At 36.8% G+C, this 12,930-nt stretch carries 9 protein-coding genes; 1 reads left to right on the top strand and 8 read right to left on the bottom strand.

Annotated elements, in window-relative coordinates; all coding sequences use genetic code 11:
• The first annotated feature begins 296 nt into the window (after positions 1–296).
• Positions 297–1,277, top strand: coding sequence for an acyl-ACP desaturase (locus tag MMF97_RS14545; protein WP_243363285.1), 981 nt, complete (start codon positions 297–299; stop codon positions 1,275–1,277).
• A gap of 39 nt (positions 1,278–1,316) precedes the next feature.
• Here MMF97_RS14545 and MMF97_RS14540 read toward each other — a convergent pair whose 3' ends face one another.
• The 8 genes from MMF97_RS14540 to MMF97_RS14505 form a co-directional block, all read right to left on the bottom strand.
• Positions 1,317–4,679 carry a methylmalonyl-CoA mutase family protein gene (locus MMF97_RS14540; RefSeq protein ID WP_243363284.1) on the bottom strand — a complete coding sequence of 1,121 codons (3,363 nt, stop codon included), beginning with the start codon at positions 4,677–4,679 and terminating at the stop codon, positions 1,317–1,319.
• A gap of 169 nt (positions 4,680–4,848) precedes the next feature.
• Positions 4,849–6,504, bottom strand: coding sequence for an alkaline phosphatase PafA (pafA, locus tag MMF97_RS14535; protein ID WP_243363282.1), 1,656 nt, complete (start codon positions 6,502–6,504; stop codon positions 4,849–4,851).
• Between the two features lie 70 nt (positions 6,505–6,574).
• A complete protein-coding gene (locus MMF97_RS14530; protein ID WP_243363281.1) occupies positions 6,575–7,861 on the bottom strand; it encodes a bifunctional folylpolyglutamate synthase/dihydrofolate synthase in 1,287 nt (428 codons plus the stop codon).
• A 43-nt stretch (positions 7,862–7,904) separates the two neighbouring features.
• A complete protein-coding gene (locus MMF97_RS14525) occupies positions 7,905–8,720 on the bottom strand; it encodes an energy transducer TonB (RefSeq protein WP_243363280.1) in 816 nt (271 codons plus the stop codon).
• Between the two features lies 1 nt (position 8,721).
• The gene (locus tag MMF97_RS14520; RefSeq protein WP_243363279.1) at positions 8,722–9,123 is read right to left on the bottom strand and encodes an ExbD/TolR family protein; all 402 of its coding nucleotides are present in this window, start codon (positions 9,121–9,123) and stop codon (positions 8,722–8,724) included.
• Positions 9,123–9,830, bottom strand: coding sequence for a MotA/TolQ/ExbB proton channel family protein (locus tag MMF97_RS14515; protein ID WP_243363278.1), 708 nt, complete (start codon positions 9,828–9,830; stop codon positions 9,123–9,125). The genes MMF97_RS14520 and MMF97_RS14515 overlap by 1 nt, the downstream gene beginning before the upstream one ends.
• A gap of 11 nt (positions 9,831–9,841) precedes the next feature.
• Positions 9,842–11,179, bottom strand: coding sequence for an HU domain-containing protein (locus tag MMF97_RS14510; RefSeq protein ID WP_243363277.1), 1,338 nt, complete (start codon positions 11,177–11,179; stop codon positions 9,842–9,844).
• A gap of 33 nt (positions 11,180–11,212) precedes the next feature.
• Complete coding sequence (locus MMF97_RS14505) at positions 11,213–12,925, bottom strand: TonB-dependent receptor (protein ID WP_243363276.1); 1,713 nt, start codon at positions 12,923–12,925, stop codon at positions 11,213–11,215.
• Positions 12,926–12,930 lie beyond the last annotated feature (5 nt).

The raw sequence follows: 12,930 nt of genomic DNA, 5'->3' as shown, positions 1-12,930 counted from the left end.
GAAGCCTTTCGTCATTGACGGAGGGCTTTTTCTGTTTAAGGGCGTTCCAGCCCAGGGGCAGCCGTGACCGTCCCCTTCCCCCGACAGCACCTCCCCGCGCAAACAGAAAAGTGTTAACGTCTGTTAATTAAGTAAAGCATGTTGTCTACAGAAAATTAACTTTGATCAGATTATATATTGATATTCGTCATTTTTCTGTTTTTCTGCTATAAATGATACATAGAAATGCAAATAAATCCATATAAAACAGTACTTTATGAGTATATTTGCGGTTCGAAATTAGAATGTAATCACAAATGAATTTTTTTGTTGAAAAAAGAAGGGAAGTTATGCAACATATTGAAAAATATATGTTGGAAATGATGCCTGAATATTTGAAACCTATTGATGAGATCTGGCAACCTACAGATTTCTTGCCTGATGCAAGCAAAGATGACTTTTTTGACAAAGTTAAAGCATTACAGGAAAGTGCTAACGAACTTTCTTATGACTTGGTTGCTGTTTTAATTGGAGATACCATAACTGAAGAAGCTTTACCAACTTATGAAAGCTGGCTTTCAATGGTTGAAGGTGTAAGTAAAGATGAAGCCGGTGGCTGGATGAAATGGAACAGACACTGGACAGCAGAAGAAAACCGTCACGGTGATTTATTAAATAAATATCTATACCTTTCAGGAAGGGTAGATATGCGTCAAATGGAAATTTCTACTCAATACTTAATTGCTGATGGTTTTGACATAGGAACCGGACATGATCCTTACAGAAACTTTATCTATACTTCTTTTCAAGAGATGGCTACCAACATTTCGCATAGGAGGGTAGCTTCTCTGGCTAAGAAAGACGGAGATACTTTATTGTCGAAAATGTGTGGTGTAATTGCCAGTGATGAGGCAAGACATGCCAAAGCATATAAAGATTTTATCAAGCAGATTTTTAAGGTTGATGCAAATGAAGCGATGCTTGCATTTGATGATATGATGAAGAAAAAGATTGTAATGCCTGCTCATTTCTTAAGAGAAGTAGGTTTACCAATTGGCCAGGTTTTCGGTCATTTTACTGATGCGGCTCAGCGTTTAGGTGTTTATACTGCGATAGATTACGTAGATATCTTGAAACAATTAATCGTAGAGTGGAATATCGAAAGTGTAAAAGAGCTAAATGAAGCGGGAGAGAAAGCAAGAGATTATATCATGAAGCTTCCTGATCGTTTACTGAGAGTAGCTGAAAGAATGAAAAATCCAACAATAGATTATAAATTTAAATGGATTTTAGCTTAATAAAAAAGGTCTGAACATTGTTCAGACCTTTTTGCTTTCCTACATATTTCTTCGGTATTGACCACCTACTTCATATAGTGCATTACTGATTTCTCCTAAACTGCATATTTTACAAACATCCATTAGTTTATTAAAGATATTTTCGCCTTTTATGGCAGCCAATTGCAATTCTTTTAAGGAATTAGCTGCAGTATTTTTATTACGTTCTTTAAACTCATTTAACGCCTTAATCTGATATTGCTTTTCTTCCTCAGTTGCCCTGATTACTTCTGCAGGAACAATGGTTGGAGAACCTTTTTTGTTAAGGAAAGTATTTACACCTATAATAGGGAATTCTCCTGTATGTTTTAAAGTTTCATAATATAAGCTCTCTTCCTGTATTTTACCACGTTGATACATGGTTTCCATTGCACCTAAAACACCTCCACGATCATTAATTCGTTTAAATTCAGCCAATACAGCTTCTTCTACCAGGTCTGTAAGATCTTCTATAATAAATGAACCTTGTAATGGGTTTTCATTTTTAGCCAAGCCCAATTCACGGTTAATGATCAGCTGGATGGCCATTGCCCTACGCACCGATTCTTCAGTAGGTGTAGTAATCGCTTCATCATAAGCATTGGTATGCAATGAATTACAGTTATCATAAATGGCATATAAAGCCTGCAAAGTTGTTCTTATATCATTGAAATCGATTTCCTGAGCATGTAAAGATCTTCCCGAAGTCTGAATATGATATTTTAATTTCTGAGAACGATCGTTGCCCTTGTATTTGTTCTTAATGGCTTTAGCCCAAATTCTACGTGCCACACGGCCAATTACCGAATATTCAGGATCTATACCATTACTAAAGAAAAATGAAAGATTTGGTGCAAAATCGTCAATATGCATTCCTCTGCTCAGGTAGTATTCAACAAAAGTAAATCCATTACTTAAAGTAAAAGCTAGCTGAGAAATAGGATTGGCACCAGCTTCAGCAATATGGTAACCAGAAATAGAAACCGAATAAAAATTACGTACATTATGATCGATAAAATATTTCTGAATATCGCCCATCATTCGTAAAGCAAATTCTGTAGAGAATATACAAGTATTTTGTGCCTGATCTTCTTTTAAGATATCCGCTTGTACAGTTCCGCGGACAGCACTAATAGCTCTGGCTTTAATCTGCTGATACACATCCGCTGGTAAAACCTCATCACCAGTTACACCCAATAGCATTAAGCCTAAACCATTGTTCCCTTCAGGCAAATTACCCTGATATTTCGGTCTTTCTAATCCTTTTTGCTTATAGATGTTTTCTATCTTTTGTTTTACTTCTTCTTCCAGACCGTTTTCAATGATATATTTTTCGCATTGTTGGTCAATAGCGGCATTCATAAAAAAGCCTAAAAGCATTGGAGCCGGGCCATTTATGGTCATTGAAACAGAGGTAGAAGCTGCACATAGGTCAAAACCTGAATATAATTTTTTGGCATCATCCAAAGTAGCTATACTTACACCTGAGTTGCCAATTTTTCCATAAATATCAGGTCTGTGATGAGGATCTTCGCCATATAAGGTTACCGAGTCGAAAGCAGTTGACAAGCGGTGTGCAGGTTGTCCTAAAGACACATAGTGGAAACGTTTGTTTGTTCTTTCAGGACCTCCTTCGCCGGCAAACATACGGGTAGGATCTTCTCCATCACGTTTTAAAGGGAAAACTCCTGCTGCATAAGGAAATTCGCCCGGAACATTCTCTGTTAGTAACCAGCGTAAAATATCGCCCCAATCTTCATAACGAGGTAATGAAACTTTAGGGACCTGTAATTTAGAAAGCGATTCGTAATATAAAGGTTGTTTAATTTCTTTATCTCTTACTTTATAAATAAAGAACTCATTTTTATAACGCGTTTTGGTTTCTGGCCAAGCTCTTAATAAACGTTTGCATTCTCCGTCCAACAGATCTTCATAATAACTGAAAGTATTTTTTAAAGATGAGGTATCCTCATTCTTAGGACCTAATAATTCTATTACACCATTTAACTGATACATTTTGCGAGCTAAATCAACTTGCTTAGCTACCCATTCATCGTAAGCTGTACTGGCTTCTGCTATTTCTGACAGGTATCTTATCCTGTCTGGAGGTATAATATATATTTTTTCAGACTGCGTTGAGGTGATCTCCATTTTGGCATTGAAATTTACACCTGTTTTTTCTTCTACTTTGTGAAGCAATGAAACAAACAGATTATTCATACCGGGATCGTTAAACTGTGAAGCCATGGTTCCGTAAACCGGAATTTCTTCATCTTTGGCATCAAAGATATTGTGGTTGCGTTTATATTGCTTCCTTACATCTCTTAATGCATCTAAGGCACCTTTTTTGTCAAATTTATTGATGGCAACAAGATCAGCAAAATCAAGCATATCGATTTTCTCCAGCTGGGTTGCCGCACCAAATTCAGGAGTCATTACATATAATGAAACATCACAATGTTCTGTGATTTCGGTATCAGACTGTCCGATACCTGAGGTTTCCACAATAATCAGGTCATAACCTGCGGCCTTGCAAATGTCAATGCTTTCCTGTACATTTTTAGAAAGAGCCAAATTAGCCTGTCGTGTAGCCAATGAGCGCATATAAACACGAGGATTATTGATCGCGTTCATTCTAATTCTGTCACCTAATAGTGCACCACCTGTTTTTCTTTTGGATGGATCTACAGAAATAATGGCTAAAGTCTTTTCAGGTACTTCTATCAGAAATCTACGTACCAGTTCATCAACTAATGACGATTTACCGGCACCGCCTGTTCCTGTAATACCTAATACCGGAGGATTATTTTGATTGTTCTCCTGCAATTTATGTATCAGTGTAAGTCCTTCGTCAGGATTATTCTCAGCAATGCTAATGGCATTTGCGATCTGATGAATATTTTTTTCTTTAATTTCAGTAGTACTTACCTGAGTATTTTTAGTAGTTACAAAATCGGTTTCTTCTAACATGAAATTGATCATGCCCTGTAAGCCCATTTTACGGCCATCATCAGGTGAAAAGATTTTGACAATACCATATGCCTGCAATTCTTCTATTTCTGAAGGAAGGATTACACCGCCACCGCCACCAAAAATCTTGATATGACTTGCTCCTCTTTCCTGAAGCAAATCATACATATATTTGAAATATTCTATGTGCCCACCCTGATAAGAAGTCATGGCAATTCCTTGTACATCTTCCTGTATAGCACAATTTACCACTTCATCTACTGATCTGTTATGGCCTAAGTGGATAACTTCTGCTCCTGATGACTGTAAAATTCTGCGCATAATGTTAATGGTAGCGTCATGTCCGTCAAAAAGTGCAGCAGCAGTTACAAATCTGATTTTATTTTTGGGTTTATAAACTTCTATTTTTTCCATAATGAAATTAAGTTTAACACATTAAATGTGTTAAAAAGCCAGTTTTATTTTGGTTAGCGTTAGAGCTGTAAAGTTACGTTTATATTGCGGTTTTGGCAATATAGCGGCTCAAGTTTAGGTAAGATTTTGGTAACAAAAAAGCCGCTTTAAGCGGCTTTTTTGTTTGTTTTTATTTGATCAGTTCGGTAATTGCTGTACCAATGTTACCACTAGGCTCCTGTATGTGCAGCAGCGCTGCAAGGGTAGGGGCAATATCTGTCATATAATATCTTTTATTGGTTTTTCCTGGTTTTACGCCCCAGCCCATAAATACCGCCGGTATATGGCTATCGTAAGGGTTCCAGGCCGCATGTCCGCTTCCAGGGCTTGTTGAAGGATAAACTCCTGGTTTTAAAATCACATAAATATCACCGCTGCGTTTAGCATTATAGCCGTTTATAAGGCGGTTTTTAACTTCTTCAGGAAGTGTGGCATTTGAAATGTTTTTAATGTCAACGGCTTGCAAAACCGCATCCTGCTTGTTCAAGTAATCGATACAGCTTTGTTTTACTTTTACATAATCTGCATTAGCCGCTTTAATTATATCTAAATCAAATATTACCTGATTGTTCTGTAAAGCTGAGATACCTTTTTTTACATTGAAATCTTTTAAAAGCAGGCTGTCTAAATCAGTTTTATATTTTCTGATAGCTAAACCACCGCCTGGTAATTTATTCTCTGTAGTAAAACCGGGCGCATGGGTTACGCCGTGATCTGCAGAAAGGAAAAATATATAATTGCCTTTTCCAATGGTTTTATCCAGGTAGTTAAAGAAATCTTCTAAATCTTTATCTAATCTTAAATAAGTGTCTTCAACTTCGATAGAATTTGGACCAAACTGGTGTCCGATATAATCTGTTGATGAAAGACTAACTGCTAAAAAGTCAGGGACTTCATTTTTTCCTAAATTTTCTTCCTTGATTGCAGTTTTAGCTAAATCTAAAGTGAAAGTGTTACCGTAAGGAGAACTTTTAATTAATTCGTAATCCTTGCCTATAAACTGTTTAAAAAGGTGAGGGAAAACAGGTGCTTGTTCGCCTTTATATTTTCCTTCAAAAGGTTTATCATCTGCTGTACTTTGTTTATAGGTAGTGATAGGATAAAGCGTATGCCAGTCTTTATCAAAATATTTATCTACCAGTTTTTGTGCATTAAAATCATTTACCCACTTAGGTAATTGTTGAATATAATGTGTGCTACTGATCCAATTTCCATTGCTGCTATCAAACCAGTAGGCCGCATTAGCTACGTGGCCTCCCGGTAAAATAGAACCTCTGTCTTTAAGTGAGACACTAATTACTTTGCTCCTGAAATTGGTCGCTAATCTTAACTCATCTGTAATGGTAGTGGTTAACAGGTTTTTGGGCGACATTTTTCCCGCATTTGATGTACTGCCAACAGATACTACACCATTATCTTCGGTACAATACACATCTCTTTTCAATAAAGGATCAAACCAGTTATTGCCAATAATTCCATTAATAGCAGGAACACTACCTGTATAAATACTAGAGTGGCCACAGGCAGTAGCTGTTGGAACATAAGGGATATAGGTGTTTTCTGCAGAGAAACCTTCATTCAATAAGCGCTTAAAGCCTCCATTACCATATCTTTCATTAAAACGGTAAAGATAATCCCAACGCATCTGATCAACCACCATTCCTACAATAAGTTTGGGTCTTTGTACACCGTTGGTATGATTAATAACCGCTTTCGGTTTTTGAGCAGTGCCTGTAAAAGCCAGGCTAATGATAAATAAGAAAAAGAATAATTGTTTTATTTTCATGCTTGTGTAATAAGTGGTTGGTAAATGTAGGTATTAGCTATTAAGTAGGGGCTAATTTTATGTAAATATATTATATCACTTCTGCTACTACAAAGGTACTTCCACCCACAAAAATAAGATCCTGTTCTGATGCTTCTTGTTTTGCAGCTTTAAGTGCCGCTTTTACGCTGGGATATGCTGTTCCTTTAAGATTGAAGTGCGCAGCTTGTTGTTTCAAATCGTTTGCATTTAATGCTCTTTCCAGATCAGGAGCACAAAAATAATAGGTAGCTGTTTGCGGTAATAATTGCAATACGCCACTAATATCTTTGTCTTTTACCATACCCATAACCATGTGCAACTTTTTAAATTTTTGGTTTTGGATATTTTGAATAATCTCCGTTATACCTGCTTTATTGTGGCCGGTATCTGCAATAATCAGTGGCTTTTTACTTAAGGTTTGCCATCTTCCCTGCAAGCCGGTAATTTTCTTTACTTTTTTTAAAGCATTATAAAGTGCCCGATTACTAATATGATATCTTAATTCTCTTAAAATGCTTACAGTCTGTATTACAGTTAAAATATTTTTATCCTGATATGTTCCGGTTAGATCTGTTTTAAGGTTATCTAGTATAACCTCATCATCCTGCCAGATATTGCCTATCAGTTTATTGTTCCCTCTTTTAAGTACTTCAAATTTTAAATGATCTTCTGCAAAGTATAAAGGTGCTTTAAGTTTTTTTGCTTTTTCGATAAATACGGAGTCTGTTTCTATATGGTGTTCACCAATAATTAGAGGTGTATTTTTCTTAATGATACCTGCTTTTTCAAAAGCAATTTCGGCATGTGTATTACCTAAAATATTGGTGTGATCTAAACTGATGTTTGTGATGATAGAAAGATCTGGATGAATGATATTGGTAGAATCCAATCTGCCACCTAAGCCTACTTCAATAATAGCCACATCTACTTCTGCATCGGCAAAAGCTTTAAAGGCCATAGCCACGGTAACTTCAAAAAATGAAGGCTCAATCGTTTCTATTAAGTGCTGGTTCTGCTTTACAAATTGTTTTACAAAGTTCTTGCTAACTTTCTGACCATTTATACGGATGCGCTCCCTGAAATCTTTAAGGTGAGGGGAGGTATATAATCCGGTTCTGTAACCTGCTTTTTGTAAAATTGCAGCTAACATGTGTGAGGTAGAACCTTTTCCATTGGTGCCGCCTATATGTATGGTTTTGTACCGCTGTTGAGGGTTGCCCAGTGCGTTACAAAATTGAATGGTATTGTCAAGATCTTTTTTGATGGCCGATGCACCCACTTTGGTAAACATCGGCAATTTACTGTACAGGTAATCGACAGTTTCTTTGTAGTTCATTTTGATACGAATTTTCGTAACAAAGGTAAGAAAGCGAAATGTTTTATTTTACCTTAAACTTAAAAGGAACATAAAAAACGCGTACATCAGGACCATTACTGATGGCATTAAGTTGAGCATTGAGCATGGCATCTTCGCATTTTCTGAATAGCGTGCTATTTGAAAAGGTAGTGCCTTTTGCACCTGCAGTTGCTTCAATAATACGACCTTGTTTGTTAACTCGTATTCTTACCATAATGGTTCCCGTTTCCTGTCCGTTATCTTCAGGTTTTACCAGATTTTTGAAATGATTTAGCGGTAAAGGTTTGTTTCCAAAACCTGAGCCTCCATCTCCATAAAATGGCGTTAAAGGATCGCCATCAGGATCTCCCTGGTTACCTGGAACAGTTCCGGTGCCATCACCACCGCCGGTAGCATTATTCTTATTGCCTTTATATAAAGCATTAGGATTAATGGCTGGCTCTGCTGGTTTATTTTCTTTGTTGGTATTGTTAGCCGAAGTACTTTTTGCCGCTTTGGTGTTTACGTTTACGGCTTCTTCAGTATTTTGCGTGGCAATATCCTTATCCGTGAATTGCGATGAAGTACTTTCTTTAACCGTTTGTTCTGGTGTAATCTTATCTGGTTTTTTATTATTGGCATCAGGTGCTGTAGAAGGTTCTTCTATACTGGTATAATCTGTACCCATACCTTCAACAGAAGTACCGTAATTCACAACCATACCACCCATTCCTAATTCTTCGGGTGGTTGAAAAGCTCCAATTACCCAAAAGAAACTCAGGCCAATAAAAACCGCCATAATACCGGTAGATATAGCCAATGCTTTAGGGTAATTATTTTCTTCGTTGTGTGCTGCCATTTTATTTTTTCTGCTCTACTGCTAAAACAACTTTAAGTTTTAATTTATTTGCCACATCAAAAACCTGCATAGTATTCTCTATGGAAACCCCGCGTGCCACATATAATACAATTGTAGCATCGGTGTCTTCTTTAAGATGACTCTGTATGGCAGTTTCCATATTTTCTAAGGTAACCGGCTGTTTATCTACAAAGTAATTTAAATTTTCATCTATACTTACTGTTATCGATTTCTGTTGGTTGGCCTGCTGCCCTGCTTCAGAACGCGGCAGCAGTAGTTTTACCACTTGCGGATTTACTACAGCCGAGGCTAAAAGAAAAAACAGCAAGAGAAAAAACATGATATCGTTAAGTGCCGAGGTATGCACTTCAACGTTTCCTTTTTTCCTGTTCCTTAAGTTCATTATTTACCCGGTTCTTCTAATAAATCAATAAATTCTAAGGCTTCTGTTTCCATTTTAAGGATGATTTTCTCAACCATCATATTCAGGATATGGTAAAGTACATAAGCAATGATACCAATGATTAAACCTGTAGCCGAAGTGATCATCTTTGTATATAGACCACCTGAAATGGTTCCAATTTCAATGGCACCTTTTATAGATACATCGTGGAAAATGGTAATTACCCCGATAATGGTACCTACGAAACCTAACATGGGAGCTATACCCGCTATAATACCTAAAATACCAATGTTTTTTTCGAGCTTAGAAACTTCTAATTTTCCGGTATTTTCAATAGAACCTTCAATTTCTTTAATCGGGCGACCAATTCTTTTTAAGCCTTTTTCTAACATTCTGGCCAATGGAGAATTGGTGTTTTTGCATAAAGCTATGGCATTTTCCAAACGTCCATCACGTACATTCTGCCTGATCTGAAATAAGAGATTTGAATCATTTTTAGATGCCTTTCTGATGGTTATATAGCGTTCGGTAAATATAACCAGCCCTAAAAATGCCAAAAGCGCTAAAGGTACCATTACCCATCCGCCTTTAAACAGAAGGTCTATAAAATGAAGTTCTTGGGGAGGCGTACTTACCGGTGTTGTGGTTACATTGTTTACACTATCGGTAATTTGTTGTAAGGTGTCTATTGCGGTTAATAAAATCATCGTTTATGCGTTTATTTATGCTCGTTTATAAAGATATATAATTCAGGGTTTTTAAATTTTGCTCTTAATTCTTTCAGGTCTTTTTTTGCAGAGTCTATATTGCTGTATGAGGCAATACTTACTTTTTTATAGATTTTTCCAGGCATTGCCGGAATAACTTTTGCATCAATACCTTTATTTTTCATGGTATGAATGAAGTCATCTACTTCTTTTTGCGTGGCAAAAGCGGCGCCGATAACTTCATACGTAGTTAGCTGTAAAGGTTTGACCTGAGTGGTAACCTTTAAAGTATCTTTTGATGGTTCAACCTTTAAACCTGCCTGGTGTGCTGCACGCATAATGCTGTCTGCAAGTGACAATGAATCAGCCTGTGTTTGAACAGCTTTACCCTGATGCGCCGGTAATGTACCAACCGGTTTATTGTTTTTTGAAAAGTTAAATAAATCCGGTCTTACAAAATATGCAATAGCACCTAATAACAGTAAAACCAAAAGAATGATAAAGAAAATCTTAAGTCCGGAGCCTGATTTTACAGGTTCGTCTTCTGTATAGTCTGTACCTGATTGTCTTTGTTCAAATGCTTTATCAAAATCGTTGGCGAGTTCATTTTCAACCTCGTCGTAACTTTTTTCTACAGTTTCTATCTGGTTGTTGAAACCTTCACTTTGTGTTTCTGTTTTAGTCTGGGTTGTTAATGGTGCTTCGCTGATTTCTTCAAATATTTCTTCCTGTGCCGGGATATTTTCTGCAGATAGTGCCTCATTAACAGGTTCTTCTCTCTGTTCCGGAATATCATTAACAGTGTGTGCTGTTTCTTCAGATTTTACTTCTTCAGAAGCCTGTTCCGTTTCGGTAGGTATACTATTTTCCTCGCTTAAGCTTGTATCTGTCTTTTCTTCGACCGGAAGGGGAGCAGGAATGTGTTCTTCTGTATCCGGAGCAGAAGCATTCTCAGAAACAGCAGGTAAGGCATAATAATCAAAACCAGTGTTTACACTTGATTCAGGAGAAAAGCTGAGCGAACCATTTTGGTTCGATAGTTTGCCTATGCCTTCCAGTTTAAACTCGCCTTTTTGTTCGAGTTCCTTATGAATATCGTTAACAAACTGAGCAATAAAATACTTGGCCGAATCAACCGAAATATTTCTTTTTGCAGTTACATAACTTAAAAGGTTTTCATCTTCTTTAATCTCTGTGGTAAAAGCCAGAATGTAACTTGGGGGAAGAAACATATGTGTATCCACATCGTATCTCCCCGGTTTTTTTTGTTTATATATTGTACCCAAACCGTCTATGCCCACTTCTTTATGACTCTGCAACAGTTCTAAAAGGTATTGTAATATATCCATTCTGGTAAATTTAATTTTGCCTTAGATTTTTTCCTAGTTAAAAGAATAGGTTAAACCTCCAAAGATATTAAAACCATTTACACGATAGTATAAATATTTACTGTAATTGCTGTTTAAAATATTATTTGCTTTGGCAAAGGCCGAAAATTTGCTGTTAAACTTATAGGTTGCACCTACACCCAGGTCTACAAATCCTTTAATGTTTACCATTTGTTCTTTGGTATCGTCTGGTAGGGCAGGATAAGAACCATCAGGATTTAACGGGTTGGCTGTAAATACTTTGGCTTTGCTATCATCTTGTAGATAAACACCTGCATCAAAGCTTAACTTTTTGTCAAATACAAATAAAAGATTAGAACTTAACCTCAATTGTGGTTTGTAAAATACATTATGCTCTTTACCGGCTTTGTAATCTTCTATGTTCAGTTTGCCTGTCCATTTCAGATTGTCACTTACCTGTACAGATAACTCACCTTCTAATCCCAGTAATTTAATTTTATCAAAATCATAGATGACATCAAATTTATTAAAATCGGTAAAGTTGTTTACAAACATAGGCAGGTTATCGATCTCTTTACTGTAGAAACGGGCTTTATAGCCAAATCCAGGGCCACCTGTGCCTTTGATACCTGCGCTAAAGCTTATTTTTTCTACGCTATTTTTTAACAGGATATTGCTGTTGAGGAAAGGATTTTCATCTGTAAGGTTTTTCAACGTGTTTCGGTTAACATCGCCTTTAAGTTCTCCAAAAACCTGTAAGAAATCAGGAATTAAAGTGAAATCGGCGGTAACGGCAGGGAAAAATCTCAAGCTCGAAGAGAAACCGAATTCCTGAACAATATTAGCTCCGGCAACAATCTTAACGCCTCCGGCCTGTAATTTAATATATGGGTTTATACGTAACAGATTATTAGAAATATCTGTTTTTACATCTTTTGAGCTGCCAAATTCTGCTCCAGCAGCCAAACCTAAATTAAAACCTTTAATACGTTTGTTCAAGTAACCAGTTAGGGTTAATTGTTTTTCTTTGGCACTGAATTTATCATTCCAGAAATAAGCATTTACTTTAGCTGCATAGCTCAAGGCATTTTCATCGGGTGTATATTTATTTATTGCTTCACCTTCCAGTTCAAGGAAATTAAAAGCCTGTTTTTGAGGGTCAGGATTTAATGTGGGCTTATTATCATCTATGCCATAGAAATATACACCGTGTCTTTGGTAATTGGCACGGCCACTTAAAGTAGTCTTTTCGCCAATGCTGCGCCCAAAAGCGCTAAGTTGCTGGTTGCTCTCATTTTGTTTATTTAAGCTGCCCTGCTGGCTAAAATGTCTAAAAAATGCTCCGGCCTGTAACGCAGGATCTTTGCCCATGGCTATATAAGCCTCGCCCAGAAAAGTTGTTAAGCTACCTACACCGCCTTTTACATAATTGTTGGTAGGTTCTTCTATTTTGGCATCTGCAAGTTGTTGAGCTTGTAATTTCTTAATGTCGGTATTCAGCTCAAGCTTCTTATCTAATAAAAGATAGTTGTATTTTGCTTTATAGGTTCTTACATTTTCTAAATCAGGACTGCGACGCAATTTTACCGCTTCGGCTAAAATCGGTTTATAGGGCCTGATAATTTCAATTTCCTCACTAATGTTTTTCTCTGTCTTTTCAGGCGGTTTAACATCCTGTGCTTTGGCATAATACGTTGCACATAAAACAAAAGACAGCGCCAGGTATATATTCTTATTTAAAGTCATTTCTC

This window comes from Pedobacter montanisoli, from assembly GCF_022809115.1.
Taxonomy (GTDB): domain Bacteria; phylum Bacteroidota; class Bacteroidia; order Sphingobacteriales; family Sphingobacteriaceae; genus Pedobacter; species Pedobacter montanisoli.
The sequence above is the reverse complement of the archived record's forward strand: the minus strand, read 5'-3'. Positions and strand labels throughout refer to the sequence as shown.

What these genes read in the sequence shown, in the direction of transcription:
- MMF97_RS14530 (WP_243363281.1), bottom strand. Translation starts at nt 7,861, where the DNA reads ATGAACTACAAAGAAACTGTCGATTACCTGTACAGTAAATTGCCGATG.
- MMF97_RS14510 (WP_243363277.1), bottom strand. Translation starts at nt 11,179, where the DNA reads ATGGATATATTACAATACCTTTTAGAACTGTTGCAGAGTCATAAAGAA.
- pafA (WP_243363282.1), bottom strand. Translation starts at nt 6,504, where the DNA reads ATGAAAATAAAACAATTATTCTTTTTCTTATTTATCATTAGCCTGGCT.
- MMF97_RS14545 (WP_243363285.1), top strand. Translation starts at nt 297, where the DNA reads ATGAATTTTTTTGTTGAAAAAAGAAGGGAAGTTATGCAACATATTGAA.
- MMF97_RS14505 (WP_243363276.1), bottom strand. Translation starts at nt 12,925, where the DNA reads ATGACTTTAAATAAGAATATATACCTGGCGCTGTCTTTTGTTTTATGT.
- MMF97_RS14540 (WP_243363284.1), bottom strand. Translation starts at nt 4,679, where the DNA reads ATGGAAAAAATAGAAGTTTATAAACCCAAAAATAAAATCAGATTTGTA.
- MMF97_RS14515 (WP_243363278.1), bottom strand. Translation starts at nt 9,830, where the DNA reads ATGATTTTATTAACCGCAATAGACACCTTACAACAAATTACCGATAGT.
- MMF97_RS14520 (WP_243363279.1), bottom strand. Translation starts at nt 9,123, where the DNA reads ATGAACTTAAGGAACAGGAAAAAAGGAAACGTTGAAGTGCATACCTCG.
- MMF97_RS14525 (WP_243363280.1), bottom strand. Translation starts at nt 8,720, where the DNA reads ATGGCAGCACACAACGAAGAAAATAATTACCCTAAAGCATTGGCTATA.